Genomic DNA, 23,103 nt, shown 5'->3' with positions numbered 1-23,103 from the left:
GAAATAAAATGTCTGAATTAGCATTTGATATGATCGAGTTGAATAAGGCTTTTGCCACAAAGGAAGAGGCCATCCGATACTGTGGAAGAAAATTAGTGGAAGCCGGTTGTGTCGAAGAACCCTACATTGACGCAATGGTGGAACGTGATGCGATGTTATCCGTTTATATGGGGAATTTTATCGCGATCCCTCATGGAACAGATGAAGCCAAAGCATTCGTAAAAAAATCAGGGATCTGTGTGATCCAAGTGCCAGATGGTGTCAATTTCGGCACTGAACAAGAAGAGAAGATTGCGACAGTCTTGTTTGGTATCGCTGGCGTAGGTGAAGAACATTTGCAATTAGTGCAACAAATCGCTCTTTATTGTAGCGACATGGACAATGTTGTCCAGTTAGCAGATGCACTAAGTAAAGAAGAAGTCACACACAATCTAGCAATTGCCTAAGGAGAGAAGACGAATGAGAGCAGTACACTTTGGTGCCGGAAATATCGGCAGAGGATTTATTGGAGAAGTTTTAGCTGAGAATGGGTTTGACATCACTTTTGTTGATGTCAACGAACAGATCATCGATTCATTAAATGAAAAAGGACGTTATACGATCGAACTAGCTGACGAATCGAAAAAACAACTTATCGTTGAACGCGTTCGCGGATTGAACAACCAAAAACAGCCTGAACAAGTGATCAAAGAAATAGCACAAGCAGATCTTGTGACCACAGCGATTGGTCCCAATATTTTACCATTTATTGCTGAACTGATTGCAAAAGGGATCGAGCAAAGAGAACAAGAGGGCAATCAGCAACCACTAGATATCATCGCTTGTGAAAATATGATTGGTGGCTCTGAGCATCTAAAAATGGAAGTCTATAAATATCTGTCAGATACTCGCTTTGCAGATCAATCCATCGGATTTCCGAATGCAGCAGTGGATCGCATCGTGCCGATGCAACAACATGAAGATCCTTTGTTTGTACAAGTGGAACCTTTTAAAGAATGGGTCATTGATGATACGCAACGAAAAAATAAAGAGATTTCGTTAAATGGCGTACTATACGTCAAAGATTTGGAACCATATATTGAACGAAAACTATTTAGTGTGAACACAGGGCATGCGACTGTAGCTTACACCGGTGCATTATTAGGATATGCAACGATCGATGAGGCAATGCAAGATTCATTAGTCGTTGCCCAACTAAAATCAGTGCTACAAGAAACAGGAAGCTTACTGGAAGCAAAATGGGGCTTTGATAATAAACAACATGAAGCCTATATTGAGAAAATCATCCAACGTTTCCAAAATAAATATATCTCAGATGCCATCACTCGGGTAGCTCGAACGCCTTTACGTAAGTTAGGCTATCAAGAACGCTTTACTCGTCCGGTTCGGGAATTGCAAGAATACAATTTGACTTGTCCACATTTGACAGCTACGATGGGGATCATTTTCAACTATTATGATCCTGAAGATGAGCAAAGTCGTGAACTGCAAGAGATGAAAGTGCGAGAAAATATGGATCAGTTGATCCAAGAAGTCACAGGTATCCATGATCCGACAACGATCAGTAACATCAAGCAAAACGTGATGCGTTATGCGAAACAAGTGGCTTGATTCTTGATATGATCAATGGAATAAACAAGTGGATTGTAAAAAAACCTCTCAAAATATCTTAGATATTTTGAGAGGTTTTTCGCTGTTTACTTGATTGGAGCTGCGGCAACTGTTGGTAGATCAAGTTCTTTTCCATAACGTTTCTCTAATGCTAAGCGAACCAAACGCTCCGCTAAATGTTCATTACGTGCTAAGATCGGACCATGGAAATAGGAGCCGTAAACGTTGCGGTAAATGACACCTTCTGATTGATCTTCCCCATTGTTTCCTTGACCTTTGACGATTTTTCCCAATGGGCGTTCGCCTTCGCCAAGAAATGTTCGACCATTATGATTTTCAAATCCATAATAGGTTTCGTTGAACTCTTCGTTGTGGATCACGATGTCACCAATGAAGCGATTATTCTCTTGGCTTAAAGTGTAATGATCCAACGCACCGATTCCTTGGATTTTTTCACCGTTTGCGTCCATATAATAATGCCCCAGTAGTTGGTAACCGCCACAAATCGCAAGTACGACACCATCATTTTCAATATAATGAGTCAATGATTCTTTCTTTTCTTGAATATCTTTTGAAATGATCATTTGTTCAAAATCTTGACCACCTCCAAAGAAAACTAAATCATATTTCTCTGCCTCAAAGGGTTCATGGATGCTGACGATCTCAGTATGAGAAGTGACCCCCATTTTTTTGGCGATATATTGGAGCATCAAGAGATTGCCATTGTCACCATAAGTATTCATCAGATTCCCATAGAGATGGGCAATGCGTAATTCGTAGTTAGCCACGATTCATGCCTCCTTTGATAAAGCCTTGACTCGCTAATTCTTTTCGTAATTGTAAGACAGCTGTATAGGTCGCTAAAATATAGACATGATCCGTCGGTAGTTGCTTGATTTTCTCAATGACATCAGTCAATTCTTTTGATTGAGTCAATTTATCTTCAGCGATACCCGCTACTTTCAAACGTAGTGCCATATCTGTGTGGCGATCGCCACCAGCAATCACAGCAGGGATCTCCATATCTGCAAAGCGTTCAAATTCTCCGTCCCAGATCCAACTCACATCGATGCCATCTGCGTAGTTCGCATTCAATAGGGCAACTAGTGAAAATGGATACGGTGCATGTCCCATCATGTCGATGACTTGGTTGATCCCTACAGGATTTTTGACTAGGACTAAGGTACAGGACTTGCCATCGATTTCGATGACTTCTTGACGACCAAATACTTTTTCGTCATACCCTAAGCCTTGTCTGATTTTTTCAGGAACAACACCATAATATTCAGCCACCGCAGTAGCTGCTAAAGCATTATAGACATTGTACATGCCACCAACTTCGATGCCATATTCATTGCCATCAATGACGAAATCAGCTGATTTGTTGTCCATTCGTTTCATTTCTGTCAAACGATAATCCAGTTCTGGACGTTTAAAGTCACAATTTGGACAATAGTATTTACCTAAGTTTGCATAAGTGATCATTTTGTAGTGCAAGATGTGATGACATTTCGGACACAACACGCCATCTGTATTGTAGTGGGCCATCTGTTCATGATCTTCTTCGTGATCAAATCCATAATATCTTCTAGGGTTGACGGTCTCAACTGAATTGAAGATCGGTGAATCGCCATTACTGATAATCGTAGCATTTGGTGATTTTGCGGCACCATCTACGATCATTTTATAAGTGGTATAGATTTCACCGTAACGGTCCATTTGGTCACGGAAAATGTTTGTAAATAAAAATAGCTCAGGTTTGATGTATTCAGTCACTCTGCTTAGACTGGCTTCATCGATTTCTAATACCGCAAATTTCTTTTGGCCTTTTCCGGCTTTTGCTTGTAAAAAAGTCGAAACGATTCCTTGGACCATGTTTGCGCCAGTAGGGTTCGTCAAGACTTCATCAAATTGTTGTCGTAAGATATTGACGGTCAAAGCGGTCGTCAATGTTTTTCCATTTGTTCCAGTTACGACGACGACTTGATAGTCTTTTGCTAATGTATCTAAAATATGAGGATCGATCGATAAAGCAAGTTTACCAGGTAAACTTGATCCTCCTTTAAAAAAGGTTTTTAGTCCCCATTGTGCGGTTTTACCAACTGCAATCGCAAATTGACTGCGTATTCCCATTATGTAACCTCCAAAACGTCATAATTACAAATAAATTCAACTAATCATACCATATGTTGAAAAAAAGGTTAAATTGCTTTGTCTTATTTTACAAAAGTTTATACTGTTCGCAAAACAAAAAAGAAAGAAGCAAGAAAACGAAAAACGATCGCTTCCTTGCTTCTCACATATCGGTTTTTTTAGGTAACGATAGACTGGCTTACCCGATAATGATTTTCTCTGTAGGATATTCATAACCTAAATCTCGTGTTTCTTTTGGCACAAATAACATTAATGTATACAACATCCCAATACGTCCAATAAACATCAAAGCACCAATCGTGATTTTACCGACTGTTGATAGATCACCGGTAATTCCTAGCGATAACCCCGTTGTACCAAAAGCAGAAGTCACTTCCACGATAATCGAGATCAATGGTTGTTTCTCCGTGGCAGATAAAAAAAGAATACAGAAGAAGCACATCCCTAAGGAGAGCATAAAAACGACTACTGATTTTCGGACATCATCTTCGTCGATTCGACGACCAAAAATATTAATGTTATCTTCACTTTTCAAAAATGAGTAAAGATAAAGACCAATGATCGCCACAGTCGTGGTTCGGATACCACCACCGACAGAACTCGGACTACAACCAATGAACATCAATAAGGAAAAGACGATTAAGGTGGTGATTTGAAAATCTCCTAGATCATGGATCTGTAACCCCGCATTACGAGTTGTCATGGAATAAAACATTGAATTGATCCACTGGACACTAGGATGGAGATCTTTGAACAGGTGATTTTTTTCAAGTAGAAAAATCAAGACAGTCCCGCTGACAAATAAAATGACAAAGGCGAGGACGGCGAGTTTTGTAAACAAAGAGAAACGAAAAGGAATCTTGGCTTTCGTTTTTCGATACAAGCGCCATTCTCGAAACTCCATCAATACCGGAAAACCGATTCCACCAATGAAAATCAGGAACATGATCATAAATAAAAAAGGATAGTCATGTTCAAATGGCTTGATCGACTCACCAGTAATATCGAATCCCGAATTTGTGACCGCGGAAATAGCTTGATAAAATCCATGGAAAACGGCTTCGTGCCAATGATCGAAATAGCCGCGAATATAGAAATAAACGGAGAACAAGGCACCAAATAGCAATTGGAACCAGAGCAATATGACAAAAGTGATCCGAATCAAACGAACGATACCAGATAAACGTGGTTGGTTCATATCTGTCATGATCAATTGTCTTTGACGTAATGTGATCCGTCGCTTAGAAAAGATAATAAATGCCGTTGAGATCATCATGATCCCTAAACCACCCACTTGAAACAACACTTCGAGTAAAATAATGCCATTGTTATTAAAAATCGCGTGGATGTCAAATGTCGAAAGACCAGTGACACTGATCGTACTGATAGCCATAAAAAGCATGTCAATAAATGAAGCATGACTACCCGGATTTCGGAAAAATGGGATGTAAAACAAGCCCAAAGAAATCATAGTCATTAAAATATAATAAAATACGATAATTTGAATAGAAGAAAAGTGACTAGAAGCATATCTTGCACTACGCCTTCGCCATTTCCGAAAAAAAAGATTCAATTGCACAAATTCGATCCTCCTTGTTAGATGTTTCTTCCAGTATACCGACAATAAAATAAATACACAAAGAAATAATAAAACTAAAATTTACTAGGATTTTAGTTATTGGAAAAGTGTCTTATAATAAAGATGACTTTACGAAAGAACTTGGAGGGAGATCCATGATAAAATGAAGTGTATCAACCAGTCATAGACTGTCTGATTACGACTAAAGCATCATTCGAGTAAATCTACACAAAAGTTTCATGAAAAAATAAGAAAAAAATAAGAAATTTATGGTAAAACTAAAGAATACGTGTGAGAAAAACCAATTTTTGCCAAACGGATCAAGACTTCAAGCGGCAACAAGGAAAAGGATGAGAGAATATGCGAAAAGTAGCACCTATATTAAAGCCAATCGCTGTATTGACGATTTCGACGATTGTTGCTACCACAACAGGCATTGTTAATAGTTCTAGCTATCGTGCACCAAGTCGTTCCACAGAGACTACGACGACTTCTACCAATGAAGGAACAGGGCAAACGAATGACACGGTAGAAACAACACCAACGACTGTAGAACAAGACACAACCAATTCTACATACAACCAAAACTCAATACCAGAAAGTTCCGTGGATGAAGGGAATACAGGATATACGACCGATTCGACTAGTCAAAATCAAGGGGACGACAGCGGTTCAAGTACGACGCCAAGTGCCACTACACCAAGCAGTACGACGCCTAATACAACGCCAAGTACTTCTACGCCAAGTGAAGGCAATCTAAATGAAAATAATGCACCTACAGAGCAATCCGCTGAAACACAGATGTATAATCAACAGGCAGGTGATGAAGAATGACATTTATATTAGATATCATCAATGGGATACACAAGTTTTTAGGATATTTAGATATCAGTCCTAAATATTTGAACCGAGGCTATACTATATTAAGTGTGATTCCGACCGTTTACCTTTTACGGATTGTTTATGGATTATGGCAAAATCAAAACTATTTACAATTCTTTTTATACGGATTAGGCTTTTTAGTTCTTTTATATTTCACTGTTCTAAATGTGTTTTATTACTTTTTTGATAAAAATTCAAAAGCCGATGTGACCCAAGTGATCGTGAAATATCTACCTGATGAAGCATTCAATATTGAAGGAGAAACGGTTCGCGGGAACAACGGCAATATCGACAAAGTCAATACAGAAAAAGCCAATGTTCTATTCGATGAAGACTACCAATTGAAACTAGCAGAGAATATGCGCTATTTGATTGAAAAAGGGGAGATCAAGGTCAATGAACTTGGTCGAATGGACGGGTTCTTGATTGATCGAAATACACTTTATCCGTACTATTATGTGAAAAAAATCTCCAACAAAACTTATCAATTAAGTATCGGTCGTAATTATTCCAGCATGGAAAAAGTAGGGACGATCAAGGTCGACTCGCCAGAAGATCATATTGAACCCGTAGGCTTATTCCTTGCAGGCGGTGATTTTGTCAAAGATGGTCTTAGATACCATGAACCTTATCGTTTGAAGTTGATCATCAAGAAAAATCAACCAAAAGAACAAGAAGGTGAAGTGACATATAGTCGAAGCCAACGAAGAAAAAAATCAAAAGTGTAGGATAAATCTTCTCCATCGAGTATTTATTTCGCTCTAATATGAAAGATACATGAAGTTCAAAAAAACATTTCTAAAAAAAACGGATTATTCCCAACACGATCCGACACTTATTCTTTCTTTTAATCGATAAAAAATGTAAAATAAAGAATAGCTAACAAATAAATAAAAAATAACATAAAAATGTTTGGTTAATAGGAGGTATAAAGTGAAAAACTTTTTAAAAAATTGGGGAATCTTGATCGTTGTTTTAGCCGCTATCATTTTGGCAAGAGTCTATGTATTCACACCAGTCACAGTGAGTGGTCATTCCATGGACCCTTCGTTACATGATGGACAACGTTTGATCTCATCTAAAATCTCAGATTTTGATCGCTGGGATATCATTACAACAAAAGAACCTGGGGACGAAGAACGGATGATCGTCAAACGAATCATTGGGATGCCAGGGGATACTGTCAAAATGGAAGATGATCAACTATACATCAATGGGGAAAAGCAAGATGAACCCTACTTAGATGAGTATAAAAAAGAATTTTCAGAAGACAAACTACAAGAGGAATATTCTTATAATTCAGCCTTCCAATCGCAAGCTGAAAATGCTGAAACGTTCACCAGTGATTTTGAATTCACTGTTCCTGAGGGACAATACTTGGTACTGGGCGACAATCGTTTGATCTCAAAAGACAGCCGCATGTTTGGTTTAGTCGATGAAGATTTGATCCAAGGCAAAGTCGTTTTCCGTTACTGGCCGTTGAATAAGATCAATATCATTTAATCAATACTACGTAAAGTGGTAATGATATAACTCTAAAAAGTAAAAACATACCCTGAAAAACCTCAACATTCGTTTGGAATGTTCGAGGTTTTTTTGTTATATAAACTACATCAACAGTTGATCAATTATAATTTTTTTATAAAATTACGTTATTTTCAAAGTTTGTTCATAAAGTAAGGCTAAAGTGAAAGGCACATAGATATAAATAACTATTAAAATATATAGGAGTGACAGCATGAAAAAATTTATCTCAATATTAGCTGTATCATCAGGACTGGTTTTGTTTTCTGCATGTTCAACAAATCCGTCAGATCAAGCTGCAGTGACGTATAAAGGTGGTACGATCTCAGAGCAGGAATTAGTGGACCACCTGAAAAAAATCAAGGGTGCGGAGACCGCTGTCCAAGATTTGATCATCTTCCAGATTTTTGAAGAAAATTACGGCGATAAAATTTCAGCTGAAGATGTAGATAAAGAATACAACGCTAGCAAAGAAGCACTCGGTGATTCTTTCGATTCGCAATTGAAATTAGCGGGCTATACGACTGAATCTTATAAAGAAGAAATAAAAAGAGGGTTAGCTTACAAAGCAGGTTTACGAGCGAATGTCGAATTGACGGATGAAGATCTTAAAACAGCATGGGAAAACTTCCATCCAGAAGTAGAGGCACAATTGATTAAAGTAAGTAGCGAAGATGAAGCCAAGGAAATTAAAAAGTCACTTGATGAAGGGGGCGACTTTGCTAAAATCGCCAAAGAAAAATCGACCGATGAAGCGACAAAAGAAAAGGGTGGAGAAATCACCTTTGACTCGCAATCTACAAGTGTGCCAGCAGAAGTCAAACAAGCAGCGTTCAAGCTTAAAAATGAGGAAGTATCTGATGTTATCACAGCGACTAATTCCTCTACGAATGCAACCGAATATTATCTTGTGAAAATGGTCAAACAACAAGAAAAAGGCAATGATATGTCGAAATATAAAGATGAATTAGAAAAAATAGCAACAGAGACAAAAATAGCAGATCCAACATTCCAACAAGAAGCTGTGCGTAATGAATTGAAAAAAGCAAATGTAAAAATCAAAGATGAAGATTTCAAAAACGTACTAAGTGGCTTGATGACGGAACCATCCACAAGCGAAAGTTCGACCGATGCTTCAACTGAAGCTTCGACAAGTACTTCGACAGATAGTTCAAACTAATTGATCAGTGGAAGAACTAAACAAATACGAACTCAATTAAAATAAGCAAAAACCCGAGAATAATTTTTTTATTCTCGGGTTTTGCGTATTTATGAAAGGTTTTTTTATAGAAATAGAAAATGCTTATTCTTTGATTGCTATAGCCAAAAACAAAGAAGCATCTTGTTTCATAAACAAGTTTTTTCCGTGATGGAATGTTTCAATTGAGAGTGGTTTAAATCCAGCAAGCTTCAATTGTTCTCTTAGCTCCTCGTGGTTAAAACCATTATGGACGTTTGGATGCTGGATCTTTTCGTTCTTATCGAAGTCAACGATATAAAGTTTTCCGCTTGGATGAAGCATTTGCGAAAGTTGTTTTAAAATGACTTTCGTTTCTGGAATATGCAACAAGACTAAAGATAGTAAGATGATGTCGGCTTTCTCTGCCGGCAAATCCCTTGTAGCATCCAATTCAAGTGTTCGTACATTTGCTTGTTTTGCTTCTTTGATTTTTTTATCAGCCATCGCCAGCATTCCTGCGGCTGAATCTATGATGATTACTTCGTTAAAACGTGAGGCAAAGGGTAACGTGACAAGACCAGTTCCCCCACCGTAATCGATCAATTTCTGGTCATGAGTCTGTGCAGAAAATTCTTTTTCAACAGCTGAACGAATCGTTGCTGCTAATTGGATTCGCTCGGGGGTGTCATAATGGTTCGCCATTTGGTGGAATATTTCGGACATAAGTGCCCTCCTTCATTTTTCATTCGATTATACCAAAAGAAGTGCGGGTAGTTTATTGTTTTGTAACAAAAATAGCAGCATATTCACTAAGGAAATCTCGCTTCGAAAATTCTCACTGTAAAAATGATTGAAAATCAAGTATAATACCATAGGAACAAACTGGAAGGTGAATGAGGACATGGCACAACTATTTTTTAAGTACGGCGCAATGAACAGCGGCAAGACAATCGAGATCTTAAAAGTCGCACATAATTATGAAGAACAAAACAAACCGGTTGTTTTGATGACCAGCGGAATCGATACAAGAGATGGTGTTGGCGTAGTTTCAAGCAGAATCGGGCTGAAACGTGAAGCAATTCCCATTTTTGAAACGACCGATGTATTTGAAGTCATCCAGCAGATGGAACATCCACCATTCTGTGTATTGATCGATGAAGCGCAGTTCTTAACAAAAGAACATGTCTTAGCATTCACGAGAATCGTTGATGAACTCAATATTCCGGTGATGGCGTTCGGATTAAAAAATGATTTTAGAAATGAATTATTTGAAGGATCGAAATATTTATTGCTTTATGCAGACAAAATCGAAGAAATGAAAACAATCTGTTGGTTCTGCCATAAAAAAGCAATGATGAATTTACATTATATAGACGGAACACCGGTGTACGAAGGAGATCAAGTCCAAATTGGTGGCAATGAAGCCTATTATCCCGTATGTCGAAAACACTATTTTCATCCATTGATGATCACAGAAGGAGATTAAGCATGTACGATCAATTACAATCAATCGAAGACCGTTACGAAGAGCTTGGGGAACTACTGAGTGACCCAGAAGTGATTTCAGATACGAAACGTTTCATGCAGCTTTCAAAAGAAGAAGCAAGTACACGTGAAACGGTCGAAGTTTATCGTCGTTACAAGGAAGTTGTTCAAGGAATCAAAGATACAGAAGAATTACTCGGCGAAAAGTTAGACGACGAAATGGCAGAGATGGCTAAAGAAGAATTAGCTGATTTGAAAAAAGAAAAAGAAGAACTAGAAGAAAAAATCAAGATTTTATTGCTTCCCAAAGATCCAAACGATGACAAAAATATCATCATGGAAATTCGCGGAGCCGCTGGTGGTGACGAAGCTGCACTATTTGCAGGGGATCTTTTCTCAATGTATCAACGATATGCAGAGGGTCAAGGCTGGAAGACAGAAGTCTTGGAAGCAAGTGTGACAGGGATCGGTGGCTATAAAGAAGTCATCATGATGATCTCAGGTGAAAATGTCTACTCGAAATTAAAATATGAAAGTGGCGCACATCGAGTTCAACGTGTCCCTTCAACAGAATCTCAAGGACGTATCCATACATCAACGGCAACCGTCGTTGTCATGCCTGAAGCAGAAGAAGTAGAGATTGATTTGGCTGACAAGGATATCCGCGTAGATATTTACCACGCTTCTGGAGCCGGTGGACAGCATGTCAATAAGACAGCTTCTGCGGTACGTTTGACTCACTTACCAACTGGAATCGTGGTGGCAATGCAAGATGAACGTTCACAATTGAAAAACCGTGAGAAAGCGATGAAAGTCTTACGTGCGCGCGTCTACGACAAGATCCAACAAGAAGCACAAAGCGAATATGATGCGAACCGTAAATCTGCGGTAGGGACTGGGGATCGTTCAGAGCGTATCCGTACGTATAACTTCCCTCAAAATCGCGTAACTGACCACCGTATTGGCTTGACGATCCAAAAATTGGATCAGATTCTAGCAGGAAAACTAGATGAGATCGTCGACGCATTGATCGTGTACGACCAAACATCTAAGTTGGAAGAGATGCAAAATGGATAAAACCTATCGAGAAGTCCTCACACGGGCTTCTTCTTTTTTAGAAGAACAAGGAGTAGAAGGGTATAATATCCAGTTTGTCTTTCTTGAACGAAAGCAGTGGACGAAACTGAATTGGCTCATGCGAATGAATGAACCGATCACAGCCGAGGATCAAGCCATGATCGATTCAGATATGCAACGACTAGTACAACATTATCCGCCCCATTATTTATTAGGTTATGCTGAATTTTTTGATCACCGCTTGAAAGTCACGGAAGCAACCTTGATTCCTCGACCAGAAACCGAAGAATTAGTCGCACTATGTTTGGCAAAAACAAGCGAAGAAACCTTAAATGTCGTGGATATTGGTACAGGAACAGGAGCAATCGCCATCAGCTTGAAAGCCGCTAGAAAAAATTGGCGGGTCTCAGCAACTGATTTATCTTTAGAAGCACTAGCTGTTGCTAAGGAAAATGCAGAACATGAACAAACGACGATCAATTTTTATCATGGTGATACGTTGGAACCTGTCATGGATCAAACCTTTGATGTCATTATTTCTAATCCCCCTTATATTAGTCGAGCAGAATGGTCGGTGATGGATCAGAGCGTACGGACCTACGAACCGAAAATGGCATTGTTTGCTGAAGAAGATGGTTTAGCGATCTATCAGAAAATCGCAAAGGAAGCTTCACAACTATTAGCTAGCGATGGACAACTTTTTTTAGAGATTGGTTTCCAACAAGGAGCAGCTGTCAAAGCAATCATGGAACAAGCCTTTCCCACAAAAAAAGTACGGATCAAAAAAGATATGGCAGGCAATGATCGGATGATTTTTGTTACCAATTAGTTTGTGGATGAAAAAATTTTTTTCTGTTTTTTTATAATAAAAAAACACTGATTTGATAAGGATGAAAACGAATATTTTAGTTATCAACATACTTATCCACTATTGACAAACTAGTTATCAACAGATTGTGTATAACTGCCAAAAGAAATGGAATGAAACAAGGATTTTGAAAAAAGAGGATGTGGATAGACTGTGGAAACAATTAAATATGATGAAACACAACTGAATGAAGCTGCGAAGGAATTAGCAGTAGGGAATCTAGTGGCTTTTCCAACGGAAACTGTCTATGGATTAGGGGCTAATGTCCTTTTGCCAGAGGCTGTCAAACAGGTCTTTACAGTGAAAGGTCGACCACAAGACAACCCATTGATCGTCCATGTCGCCTCCTTCGAGCAAGTAAAAGAGTATGTGGACAACTTTCACCCACTAACAGAACAAATTGTGAAAAACTTTTGGCCAGGACCACTGACTTTGATTTTTCACATCAAAAAAGGTAGTTTACCAGGGATTGTCACTGGTGGTTTATCCACAGCTGCTTTTCGCATGCCAGATAACAAGAAAACGTTAGAATTAATCCAATTAGCAGGTGTACCACTTGTCGGGCCAAGTGCCAACACTTCAGGTAAACCGAGTCCAACAACAGCAGACCATGTCTTTCATGATCTAAAGGGGAAAATCACAGGAATCATTGACGATGGTGCGACGAGGATCGGTGTGGAATCAACGGTACTTGATCTGAGTGACCCATCTGCACCGCCGATGATCTTACGACCAGGAGCAATCACGAAAGAGCAACTAGAAGTTGTCATTGAAAGTCCAGTGGCGACAGACCGCCATTTGGTCAAAGAATCTGAAACACCGAAATCTCCGGGGATGAAATACAAACATTACTCACCTGATACTCGAGTACTGATGGTTGAAAAAACGGATTGGCCAGAGGCGATCATCTGGACAAAAGAACAAAAACTACGTACCGGTGTTTTAGCTGGACCAACAATTGCTGATCAAGTACGCAAGGATGTCGCCGCGGTGTATATGTATTACGATGATTCAGTAGAGGCAGCAACGAAAGGGTTGTTTGCGGGGTTACGCGGCTTAGATGATGATCGATTAGCTCTTGATTTGATTTTAGTACAAGTTGCACCCGAAGAAGGTCTGGGCATTGCGTATATGAATCGGTTGAAAAAAGCCGCAGGACAAAATTATTATAAAAAATGATCCAGAAGTGATTGCTGCAAAATCATTCTGTGATACAATCTAGGAAACAAACTAAAATAGCTATTTATGAAATAATGTTCGTATTCTTAGCTAGTAATGTTTGGTCAACATCAAAAAAAGACAAATAAGCTGAACAATCATTTGAAATTTAGAGAAGTTGACACATAAATAAATAAGGAGTTGTTGTTTGTGGTAGACTACAAAACGTTTGACCCTGATTTATGGGCAGCAATCGCAAAAGAAGAGGAAAGACAAGAAAACAATCTGGAGCTGATCGCTTCTGAAAACTTTGTCTCTGAAGCTGTGATGGCAGCACAAGGAAGTATTTTGACGAATAAGTACGCAGAAGGGTATCCAGGACGTCGCTATTATGGTGGGTGTGAATTTGTGGATATCGTTGAAAATCTGGCGATCGATCGTGCCAAAGAATTATTTGGTGCCGATTTTGTCAATGTTCAACCACACTCTGGATCACAAGCCAATACAGCTGCATATCTTGCGTTAGTTGAACCGGGGGATACGATCTTAGGAATGGATCTTTCTGCTGGCGGACATTTGACACATGGCTCTCCAGTCAATTTTAGTGGAAAAACGTATCACTTCGTTGCTTATGGCGTAGATCCGACAACAGAAGTCATTGATTATAATGTCGTACGCATCTTAGCGAGAAAACATCAACCAAAACTGATCGTAGCAGGAGCAAGTGCCTATGGTCGAACGATCGATTTTGCAAAATTCAGAGAAATCGCGGATGAAGTCGGGGCAAAATTGATGGTCGATATGGCACACATTGCAGGTTTAGTTGCAGCGGGTGTTCATCCAAGCCCAATCCCTTATGCCGATATCACAACAACTACTACTCACAAAACATTACGAGGACCTCGTGGTGGGATGATCTTAACGAATAATGAAGAACTGGCGAAAAAAATCAATAGCGCAGTCTTCCCAGGCATCCAAGGTGGCCCCTTGGAGCATGTGATTGCCGGAAAAGCTGCTGCCTTTAAAGAAGCATTGACGCCTGAATTTAAGGAATATAGCGAACAAATCATTGCCAATGCAAAAGCCATGGCAAAAGTATTCAATCAATCGATTGGTACCCGAGTGATTTCAGGTGCCACAGATAACCATTTGATTTTGATCGATGTACGTGACTTAGAATTGAACGGAAAAGAAGCAGAAGCAATTTTGGACAGTGTTCATATCACCGTCAATAAAAACTCGATTCCTTTTGAAACACTAAGCCCATTCAAAACAAGCGGTATCCGTATCGGGACACCAGCAATTACGACCCGTGGCTTCCGCGAAGAAGATGCGGCAAAAGTAGCTGAATTGATCGTCAAAGCTTTACAGGCAAAAGATGACGAAGCACAATTAGAAGAAGTGCGTACAGGCGTCCGTGAATTAACAGAGCAATTTCCATTATATAAAAAATAAATAGTTGAGTTATCAATAAGAAGGTAAGAGAATAGAAAAAGGTGAGACAATCAGGCATGTAGCTGTTTGGTTGTCTCACCTTTTTTCTGGTTGTTGAAGTGTTAGATGGCTCTCTGGAAACTAAAAAAATATGAAAAGCTATTTTCTGATTTTTCATCTTACTGCTCAGGTCAAAGAGCTTCTTTCACAACCTAAGATTAATGGTGTTCGAAAGTCAACTCCTTCAATAATAAGCCAAAACTTGAAAAAATATGGGGAAGCTATTTTCTCAAGTTCTGTCTTATTATTCGGAGCTGAGCGACTTTCTCACAACCTAGATAAACGCTGTTCGCAAGCCAGCTCCTTCGATATTAAGGAAAAAATTGAAAAAATATGAGAAGATATTTTCTCAATTTCTGCCTTAATACTTGGAGCTGAACGGCTTGCTCACAACCTAGATAAACGGTGTTCAAGAAGCAACACATCGGTCATAAGCCAAAAAAATAAAAAATGAAATAGCCATTTTTAATTTTTCTGTCTTATGCCTTAGTGCTGAGCGCTTCTTTCACAACCTCTTTCAATCTGATTTTTTGACTTTTGTCTGGTTGCTCTCTAGTATATGAGGTGTAATTTTATTTGTTGCATTCAATTTAGGGAGGAATCCGTATGACTGATCGAATTTCATTAGAAAAAGAAGCAATTGAGTTTAGTGATGCTAATGCACCGCACCCGCGTATCTATGAATTACCTCCGGAAGAAGGGCGTGATCTTCTAGAAGAAGTTCAAAGTTCTTCTGTGGAAAAATTACCTGTGGATATCGAGGATTTGAAAATGGATACCAATGATTGGGGACAAATCAATGTGCGTTTTATCCGTCCTGAAGGAAATGTAGAAAAATTACCTGTCATTTTTTATATACATGGTGCTGGTTGGGTATTTGGTAGTGCTAAAACACATGACAAATTGATTCGGGAATTGGCTGTTCGTACAAATTCGATCGTGATTTTTCCTGAGTATAGTCGTTCACCAGAAGCAAAATATCCTACTGCCATCGAGCAAAACTACGCGATTTTGCAAAAACTTGCGGAGCTTTCTGAGTCGAAAGGCTTGGATCTTGAAAACTTGACAGTCGCTGGGGATTCCGTAGGTGGGAATATGGCAACGGTGATGACGATCCTTACAAAGCAACGTCAAGGATTACCAATCAAAAAACAATTACTATATTATCCTGTAACTGATGCAAATTTCGATACAGATTCGTATAACCAATTTGCAGAGAATTACTTCTTAACAAAAGAAGGGATGCAATGGTTCTGGGATCAGTATACGACAGATGAAAAGAAACGAGCAGAAATCACTGCCTCACCTCTACGTGCAAGTAAAGAAGAATTGACAGGTTTACCGCCTGCAATGATTTTGACTGGTGAAGCGGACGTGTTAAGAGATGAAGGAGAAGCATATGCTAGAAAACTTCGTGAAGCTGGTGTGGAAGTTACGCAAGTACGTTTCCAAGGGATCATCCATGATTTTGTCATGGTAAATGCGATGGACCAAACCAATGCGACACGAGCAGCAATGACTCTTTCCACAGAATGGCTAAAAAAATAGTTGTTTTTTGTCATCTTTATCCATTAATAAATTAGAAAAATAACAAAAAACGTCTGATTTTCAGGCGTTTTTGTTATTTTTTGCTGATTTTAAAAAGAACACCGCTTTGTTTTTTTATTTCTTTGATTTTCTTTAGGAAAATGACGGGTTAGACTAGTCAAGTCAGTGATTTTGTTTTACAATTAAAAAGAAACGAGAGAAAAAGGAGACAAAAAAATGGGCAAATTTCAAGTAATCGACCATCCATTGATCCAACACAAATTAACGATTATTCGCGACAAAAATTGTGGTACAAAAGTTTTCCGTGAGGTTGTTGATGAAATCGCTATGCTGATGGCATATGAAGTATCACGTGATATGCCACTTGAAGACATTGTCATCGAAACACCGATCACAGAAACAACACAAAAAACATTGTCTGGTAAAAAAGTAGCCATTATCCCAATCTTGCGCGCAGGTATTGGAATGGTTGACGGAATCTTAGAATTGATCCCAGCAGCTAAAGTCGGCCACATCGGATTATACAGAGATGAAGAAACATTGGCACCGCACGAGTATTTCGTTAAATTACCGGAAGATATCGACGCACGTCAATTATTCGTAGTTGATCCAATGTTAGCGACAGGTGGCTCAGCGATCATGGCGATCGATGCTCTGAAAGCACGTGGCGCTTCAAACATTAAATTTGTTTGCCTTGTTGCAGCTCCAGAAGGTGTTAAAGCCTTACAAGAAGCACATCCAGATATTGATATCTATACTGCTTCATTAGATGAAAAATTAAACGACAAAGGCTATATCGTTCCTGGTCTAGGCGATGCCGGCGACCGTTTATTTGGTACTAAATAGGAAAAATGAGCTATACAAAAAAATCTGGGGTCTTCCCAGATTTTTTTTATTTCATTCAGCCAAAATAAAAACCATCCACTTGATGGATGGTTGAAAAAACTAAATCTTACTCATATCTTTGTAATTGATAATGACGACGCCTTTACTTTGGGTCATCAAATCGGCATTCTCATTAGTTTCATCAATTGCAACAACAGCAGAGTTTTTCAATTGCTTGGAAATCGTTCCGGTTTGCGTTTTTCCGTGAATCATAAAGGTAACATGTGTATCAGTGGTAAATTTTTCTCCAAATTCTGACGGTTCGACCTTTGTTTCAAATTTTCCAAAAGTTGCCATTTTCATAAAACCTGCCTTTCATCTATAATTATAGCACATTTTTTGAAAAAAATCATGAAAGTAGAAAAATCTTCCACATTACCCCTTTACATTTCTTAACATAACGACTATAATTTCTCTTGGAAACGCCAGCTTAGCTCAGTTGGTAGAGCAACGCACTCGTAACGCGTAGGTCACAGGTTCGATCCCTGCAGCTGGCATACTAGATAAACGCCGTCATATCAAGGTTTATACCGAGATATTGACGGTGTTTTTTTAATAGTTTTCGTTTTCGTGGGCAGAAACGTGGGCAGAGATTTTAAAAAATGGAAAAATAAGTAACAAGTAGATATTGGACTAGGATAGAAAATAATCACTTACGCTCTTTATTTTTTTGAAATTAGGTTAGAATTATTAATAAACGACAATTTATTGACAGTAGTTTTTTTAGTGATAAAATTTAGATAATCATAAAGAAGAGTTGCTGTGCGGCTAACCAAAAGAGTCTGTCATTTATTTGATAGACTCTTTTGTGTTATAAGGAAGAGAAATCATTGAAATTACTAAGGAAGTTAGAAAAGTAACTAGTATTTCTATTTCGAAATTTTTTTCACATACAAGAAAACGCTATCAAAAACACCGCCACACTGTTACACTTTAACTAAATGATTGATTGAAAGGAAGTGGACAGCAATGGATTTAGTGATTGCGAAGGATTATGAAACGCTTAGTAAAGTAACGGCGGGGATCGTCTTGGAAAAAATGTTGAAGAAAAAAAGAGTGAATTTGTCTTTGACGACAGGAAATTCGCCTAAGATGGCCTACGAGATTTTGGTGGAGACGCTTAGTAAACTACAGATGGATACATCGATGATCCATTATTATAATTTTGATGAAGTGGCGTTAAAGGACAAGCAGTATGGTCTGACTATGTCAGGACTGAAAGAAGCCCTTTATGATCCTATAGGGGTCTCTGCTGAGAATATCCATGAACTGACTATTGATAATTATCAAGAGGTGGATAAACGAATCGCTCAAGCGGGTGGCTTGGATCTAGTCTTGATGGGGCTTGGGGAAGATGGTCATTTTTGTGGAAATATGCCTGGATATACGGATTTTAGTAAGAAGACTTATAGCATTCCAGTCATTCCAGGAGATCAGATGTATGAATCGTTAAAAGAACATCTGGGAGAAGAACCTGGTGATTACTTTGTGACATTTGGACCAAAGACGGTCATGGCAGCGAAACAGTTAGTATTTATCGTTAACGGGGAGCATAAAGCAGAGATCATCAAACAAGTGATCGAAGGACCAGTAACAGAGGAGATTCCTGCATCGATCTTGATGACTCATCCCAATATCACAGTGATTTTAGATGAAGCAGCTGCAAAATTATTAAAATAAATAGGCATATCAATGGATTGTTTCAAAGAGCAACACAGAATCCACGAAAATCATATTGCCGATTTTTGTGGATTTTTTTGCATGTCTGAATTTATCTGTAGACTCGTTTTTCATCGTATTCTCCGGTAAAATAGATAAGAAAACAAACCATATTGTTCATTGGCGAAAAATTGCCAGAATAGGAGAAAGAGATGAATCAATTCTATAAGAGAATCCAATATAAATTTTCTGAATTAAATCAAGTGGAAAAAAATATCTTAGATTATTGTTTGCATCAATCAAGAAAAGTTTCCTCCATGACAGCCGAAGAATTAGCGAGTGAAACATTTACCAGCCAATCGACTATTACTCGAATGGCAAAAAAGCTTGGCTTTAAAGGATTTCAAGAATTTAAGTTTGCCCTTAAAAGTTATCGGTCATTAGAAGAAACGAGTGATTCTAATGATGTGTCGGATGAATTCAAACCATTGATCAATGAAATCCTTCGTCAGTTTACGGAGACGTTAGAAAAAATCGAACCGAAACAAATCGATCGCGCAGTCAATATGATTAAAGAAGCAAAACGTATTGAACTGTTTGCTGTAGGGCAAAGTATCCCGGTCGCTGTTTCCCTGAATCGAAAATTGCATTTTCTTGGTAAAAATGTGGGGCATTCAACCGATTGGGACGAATTGCTAGCAGTGAGTAAACAACTAGGAGAAGGAGATCTTGCTATTTTTATTAGTCATAGTGGGGAAACATTAGGAATGCTCGATTATGCTAAACGACTAAAGGAGCGAAATGTTCCTCTGTTGTCTTTTATTGGTCAACCGACAAGTTCTTTAGAAGAATTGTCGACGGTCGCATTTATTGCAGAAATGTTGACGATCTATCATCAGAATATTGATTTGAGTCCAAGAGTTTCAATGGATATCTTGTTAGATATTTTGATGATCCATTATGCGAAACAAGTCACTTCTCAGAATGGAGATTCTAATTTATGAATGCCCATTCTACATGGACAGGAAGTATTGCAACCGCCTTTGTCATCGCTTACATTTTAAGGGTAAGAAATAGAGTAAGGGGGAAAAGGGATGCAAAAAGGGAAGAAAGCAAGTTGGATGGAAATCTTTCAAGGGTTAGGCAAAACGTTCATGTTACCAGTCGCACTGTTAGCTTTCATGGGATTGTTCTTAGGAATCGGGAGTGCGTTCTCCGCTGAATCAGCAATCACTGCTTTTCCATTTTTAGGTGCTGCTTGGCTACAGGTGATATTTCGTTTTATGTCGACGATCGGAGGGTTTGCTTTTAGCTATTTACCTGTGATGTTTGCCATGGCGATACCTTTAGGCTTAGCTCGTAAAGAAAAAGGCGTGGCTGCTTTTTCAGGATTTGTTGGGTATGTAGTGATGCAATTATCGATCAATTTTTATCTGCAAGAAACGAATCAATTGGCAGCAAGTGAACAATTACGTGAAGCTGGTCAAGAAATGGTTTTTGGTATCCAAACATTATCTATGGGGGTTCTGGGAGGGATCATTGTCGGGCTGATCGTTTATCAGCTCCATACGCGATTTTATCAATTCCAATTACCAGATAGTTTTGCCTTCTTTTCAGGGACACGTTTTGTACCCATCATTACTTCAGTAACTTTAGCAATTGTTGGCGTGTTGATTCCGGTGGTTTGGCCACTTTTTGCCATGTTGATCACTGGGATCGGAAATTTGATCCAACGCTCTGGTGCATTTGGCCCGTTCTTATTCGGTTCTGGAGAACGACTCTTATTGCCATTTGGCTTACATCATATTTTAGTATCGATGATCCGGTTTACAGAAGCTGGAGGAAGTCAGGTCATCAATGGGCAAGAAGTCTTTGGCGCACTAAATATTTTTTATAATGAATTGCAACAAGGATTGGCGATTTCACCTAGCGCCACTGCTTTTCTTTCACAAGGGAAAATGCCGACATTCATGTTTGGCCTTCCCGCAGCGGCTTTAGCGATGTATCAAACCGCAAAGCCAGAGAATCGTGCAAAAATAAAAGGATTATTGATTTCAGGTGTGATTGCGACTTTTGTAACAGGAATCACTGAACCAATCGAATTTCTCTTCTTATTTGTCAGTCCTCTATTATGGGGATTCCATGTGTTGATGACTGGTGCCGGATTTATGGTCATGAGTTTGTTGGGCGTAACGATTGGGAATACTGATGGCGGAATCTTAGATTTTATTATTTTCGGGGTCATGCAAGGGACTTATACTAAATGGTGGTTGGTTTTACTTGTGGGTGCTTGTTGGTTTGGTATCTATTACTTTACATTTAAAACGGTGATTTTACGCAAAAACTTAAAGACCCCTGGACGTGAAGAAATGACAGCTGAGACAGAATATACAGACGAAGAAGTAACGTATAAAGGAAAAGGCACAGTTGATGCACGAGGAATCTTGGCTGCTTTAGGTGGTGCTGAAAATATTACTTCTTTAGATAATTGCATCACACGTCTAAGGTTAGTCGTGAATGACGGTTCGATCGTTGATGATGACCGACTGAAAAAATTAGGTGCATTAGGCGTGGTCCATTTGGATGATACGAATGTACAAGTCATTATAGGAACAAAAGTGACGACTGTTAGAAATCAACTGGATGACATCTTGTCGTTCTGAAATCGGGAGAGTGTAGAAGATGTCTTTCAATGAACAAATTGATCGTAAAGGGACGTATTGTACGCAATGGGATTATATTGAAGACCGCTTCGGTAAAAATGATCTCTTGCCATTTACGATTTCTGATACAGATTTTAAAGTACCAACAGGCGTCGAAGCTGCCCTCCAAGAAAGGTTAAGACATCCAATTTTTGGCTATACTCGTTGGAATCACGCAGATTTCAAATCAGCAGTCACTCACTGGTACAAAGAACGTTTTGGACACCGGATCGACGAGGACTGGTTGGTTTACAGTCCTTCTGTTATCTATAGCATCAAGCAACTGATTTGTTTATTAAGCGAACCTGGAGAAGGTGTGATTATCCAAACGCCTGCTTATGATGCCTTTTATAAACTGATTGCTGGAAATGGACGCAAACTGGTAAACAATGAATTGATTTATCAAGGAAGCACCTATCAATTGGATTTTGAGGACTTGAGGCGCCAATTTGAGCAACCGGAGAATAAAATTTTGTTATTGTGTAGTCCCCACAATCCAACAGGTAGAGTGTGGACCAAAAAAGAATTAGTAAACATCATCGAGCTTGCCCAAAAAAACGAGGTGTTCATTATTTCGGATGAGATCCACATGGATATTCTCAGAAAGGGACAACACCATCAACCACTGACGGAATTGATCCAAAAAAATGTCGCAGTCGTCACATCAGGAAGTAAAACATTTAATTTTCCTGGATTGATTTTTTCTTACGGATTGATTCCAGATTCGTCCTTGCGCCAGCGGTTTTTGCAACAGATGAAAGAAGCCGATGGACTCGGTTCTACGAGTATTTTTGGATTAGTTGCTACGATTTCGGCGTATGAAAAAGAAAGCAACTGGGTCACTGAACTCAATCAGTACATTGATGACAATATTGCTTTTGTCACTACGTACCTCAAACGACATCATCCAGAAATCATCGTGACCAAAAGCGAAGCCACCTACTTGATGTGGCTCGATTGTGCCCGACTCCCATTCACTATGGAAGAACTTCAGCAACGAATGATCGAACGAGGCAAGGTTGCAATCATGTCAGGCGAAGTATATGGGAAAGCTAGTCACAATTTTTTGCGATTGAACGTGGGATGCCCACGTAAGAAATTGGAAGAAGGATTGCGGCGATTGACGGAGAGTTTGGGGTAGATGGGATAGTAACAAATACAAATAAATGGAACTTAGTATAATAAACGAGATAAAAAGTTAAAGGTAAGCGGGTATCTGGCTTATGTTTAAAAGTTCACGCGAATAGCTTATATGTATAGGTTCAAGAAGTTGAAAAAATATGGAGAAAGTGCGTTT

General features: G+C 38.9%; 23 protein-coding genes and 1 tRNA gene. 19 read left to right on the top strand and 5 right to left on the bottom strand.

Translation table 11 applies throughout. The annotated features are described in order from the left end of the window. Positions 1 to 8: 8 nt before the first annotated feature. Together EM4838_RS11605 and EM4838_RS11600 are read left to right on the top strand one after the other, a co-directional pair. Positions 9 to 446, top strand: a complete 438-nt coding sequence (locus EM4838_RS11605) for a PTS mannitol transporter subunit IIA (RefSeq protein ID WP_019723779.1) — start codon at positions 9 to 11, stop codon at positions 444 to 446. 13 nt (positions 447 to 459) lie between these two features. Then, positions 460 to 1,611 carry a mannitol-1-phosphate 5-dehydrogenase gene (locus EM4838_RS11600; protein WP_071866882.1) on the top strand — a complete coding sequence of 384 codons (1,152 nt, stop codon included), beginning with the start codon at positions 460 to 462 and terminating at the stop codon, positions 1,609 to 1,611. An 86-nt stretch (positions 1,612 to 1,697) separates the two neighbouring features. Here the strand turns inward: EM4838_RS11600 and EM4838_RS11595 are convergent, their stop codons facing one another. The 3 genes from EM4838_RS11595 to EM4838_RS11585 form a co-directional block, all read right to left on the bottom strand. Next, positions 1,698 to 2,399, bottom strand: a complete 702-nt coding sequence (locus tag EM4838_RS11595; RefSeq protein WP_071866883.1) for a type 1 glutamine amidotransferase — start codon at positions 2,397 to 2,399, stop codon at positions 1,698 to 1,700. Next, a complete protein-coding gene (locus EM4838_RS11590) occupies positions 2,392 to 3,744 on the bottom strand; it encodes a Mur ligase family protein (RefSeq protein ID WP_071866884.1) in 1,353 nt (450 codons plus the stop codon). Before EM4838_RS11590 ends, EM4838_RS11595 begins: the two co-directional genes overlap by 8 nt. A 199-nt stretch (positions 3,745 to 3,943) precedes the next feature. After that, the gene (locus EM4838_RS11585; RefSeq protein WP_066025797.1) at positions 3,944 to 5,344 is read right to left on the bottom strand and encodes a TrkH family potassium uptake protein; all 1,401 of its coding nucleotides are present in this window, start codon (positions 5,342 to 5,344) and stop codon (positions 3,944 to 3,946) included. 360 nt (positions 5,345 to 5,704) lie between these two features. Between EM4838_RS11585 and EM4838_RS11580 the strand changes: the two genes are divergently transcribed. The 4 genes from EM4838_RS11580 to EM4838_RS11565 all read left to right on the top strand — a co-directional run bounded on the left by EM4838_RS11580 (position 5,705) and on the right by EM4838_RS11565 (position 8,930). Further along, entirely contained in the window at positions 5,705 to 6,178 is a 474-nt protein-coding gene (locus EM4838_RS11580; RefSeq protein WP_023520277.1) for a hypothetical protein, read from the top strand. Beyond that, on the top strand, positions 6,175 to 6,954 hold the full coding sequence (locus tag EM4838_RS11575; protein ID WP_071866885.1) for a DUF6681 family protein: 780 nt from the start codon (positions 6,175 to 6,177) through the stop codon (positions 6,952 to 6,954). Before EM4838_RS11580 ends, EM4838_RS11575 begins: the two co-directional genes overlap by 4 nt. Before the next feature lie 205 nt (positions 6,955 to 7,159). Then, complete coding sequence (gene lepB / locus EM4838_RS11570) at positions 7,160 to 7,729, top strand: signal peptidase I (protein ID WP_010736630.1); 570 nt, start codon at positions 7,160 to 7,162, stop codon at positions 7,727 to 7,729. A gap of 235 nt (positions 7,730 to 7,964) precedes the next feature. Then, entirely contained in the window at positions 7,965 to 8,930 is a 966-nt protein-coding gene (locus EM4838_RS11565; protein ID WP_071866886.1) for a peptidylprolyl isomerase, read from the top strand. Positions 8,931 to 9,053: 123 nt separating this feature from the next. On the opposite strand, the gene EM4838_RS11560 is transcribed toward EM4838_RS11565, so the two are convergent. Next, positions 9,054 to 9,653, bottom strand: coding sequence for a class I SAM-dependent methyltransferase (locus EM4838_RS11560; protein ID WP_071866887.1), 600 nt, complete (start codon positions 9,651 to 9,653; stop codon positions 9,054 to 9,056). Between the two features lie 178 nt (positions 9,654 to 9,831). On the opposite strand from EM4838_RS11560, the gene EM4838_RS11555 reads away from it, so the two are divergent. The 8 genes from EM4838_RS11555 to upp all read left to right on the top strand — a co-directional run bounded on the left by EM4838_RS11555 (position 9,832) and on the right by upp (position 17,406). Continuing rightward, on the top strand, positions 9,832 to 10,416 hold the full coding sequence (locus EM4838_RS11555) for a thymidine kinase (RefSeq protein WP_010736627.1): 585 nt from the start codon (positions 9,832 to 9,834) through the stop codon (positions 10,414 to 10,416). Between the two features lie 2 nt (positions 10,417 to 10,418). Then, a complete protein-coding gene (gene prfA, locus EM4838_RS11550) occupies positions 10,419 to 11,492 on the top strand; it encodes a peptide chain release factor 1 (protein ID WP_071866888.1) in 1,074 nt (357 codons plus the stop codon). Next, a complete protein-coding gene (prmC, locus tag EM4838_RS11545) occupies positions 11,485 to 12,321 on the top strand; it encodes a peptide chain release factor N(5)-glutamine methyltransferase (RefSeq protein WP_071866889.1) in 837 nt (278 codons plus the stop codon). The genes prfA and prmC overlap by 8 nt, the downstream gene beginning before the upstream one ends. Positions 12,322 to 12,513: 192 nt before the next feature. Beyond that, positions 12,514 to 13,539, top strand: coding sequence for an L-threonylcarbamoyladenylate synthase (locus tag EM4838_RS11540; RefSeq protein ID WP_071866890.1), 1,026 nt, complete (start codon positions 12,514 to 12,516; stop codon positions 13,537 to 13,539). Positions 13,540 to 13,728: 189 nt separating this feature from the next. Then, positions 13,729 to 14,973, top strand: a complete 1,245-nt coding sequence (glyA, locus tag EM4838_RS11535) for a serine hydroxymethyltransferase (RefSeq protein ID WP_071866891.1) — start codon at positions 13,729 to 13,731, stop codon at positions 14,971 to 14,973. A 130-nt stretch (positions 14,974 to 15,103) separates the two neighbouring features. Next, positions 15,104 to 15,349 (top strand): hypothetical protein, encoded by a 246-nt coding sequence (locus EM4838_RS11530; RefSeq protein ID WP_071866892.1) that lies wholly within the window; start codon positions 15,104 to 15,106, stop codon positions 15,347 to 15,349. A gap of 269 nt (positions 15,350 to 15,618) precedes the next feature. Next, positions 15,619 to 16,560 carry an alpha/beta hydrolase gene (locus EM4838_RS11525; protein WP_071866893.1) on the top strand — a complete coding sequence of 314 codons (942 nt, stop codon included), beginning with the start codon at positions 15,619 to 15,621 and terminating at the stop codon, positions 16,558 to 16,560. 216 nt (positions 16,561 to 16,776) lie between these two features. Continuing rightward, the gene (upp, locus tag EM4838_RS11520) at positions 16,777 to 17,406 is read left to right on the top strand and encodes a uracil phosphoribosyltransferase (RefSeq protein ID WP_010736621.1); all 630 of its coding nucleotides are present in this window, start codon (positions 16,777 to 16,779) and stop codon (positions 17,404 to 17,406) included. A gap of 99 nt (positions 17,407 to 17,505) precedes the next feature. On the opposite strand, the gene EM4838_RS11515 is transcribed toward upp, so the two are convergent. After that, positions 17,506 to 17,748, bottom strand: a complete 243-nt coding sequence (locus EM4838_RS11515; RefSeq protein ID WP_019723878.1) for a hypothetical protein — start codon at positions 17,746 to 17,748, stop codon at positions 17,506 to 17,508. A gap of 121 nt (positions 17,749 to 17,869) precedes the next feature. On the opposite strand from EM4838_RS11515, the gene EM4838_RS11510 reads away from it, so the two are divergent. From EM4838_RS11510 to EM4838_RS11490, 5 genes are all read left to right on the top strand, one after another. Continuing rightward, positions 17,870 to 17,942 (top strand) — tRNA-Thr (locus EM4838_RS11510). Between the two features lie 472 nt (positions 17,943 to 18,414). Beyond that, positions 18,415 to 19,125, top strand: a complete 711-nt coding sequence (locus EM4838_RS11505) for a glucosamine-6-phosphate deaminase (RefSeq protein ID WP_071866894.1) — start codon at positions 18,415 to 18,417, stop codon at positions 19,123 to 19,125. Positions 19,126 to 19,316: 191 nt separating this feature from the next. Beyond that, a complete protein-coding gene (locus EM4838_RS11500) occupies positions 19,317 to 20,108 on the top strand; it encodes a MurR/RpiR family transcriptional regulator (RefSeq protein ID WP_071866895.1) in 792 nt (263 codons plus the stop codon). Between the two features lie 90 nt (positions 20,109 to 20,198). Further along, on the top strand, positions 20,199 to 21,767 hold the full coding sequence (gene malX / locus EM4838_RS11495) for a maltose/glucose-specific PTS transporter subunit IIBC (protein WP_071866896.1): 1,569 nt from the start codon (positions 20,199 to 20,201) through the stop codon (positions 21,765 to 21,767). 19 nt (positions 21,768 to 21,786) lie between these two features. Next, positions 21,787 to 22,947: a MalY/PatB family protein gene (locus tag EM4838_RS11490; RefSeq protein ID WP_071866897.1), complete on the top strand. Its 1,161-nt coding sequence runs from the start codon at positions 21,787 to 21,789 to the stop codon at positions 22,945 to 22,947. Positions 22,948 to 23,103 lie beyond the last annotated feature (156 nt).

The organism is Enterococcus mundtii, assembly GCF_002813755.1.
GTDB lineage: Bacteria > Bacillota > Bacilli > Lactobacillales > Enterococcaceae > Enterococcus_B > Enterococcus_B mundtii.
The sequence above is the reverse complement of the archived record's forward strand: the minus strand, read 5'-3'. Positions and strand labels throughout refer to the sequence as shown.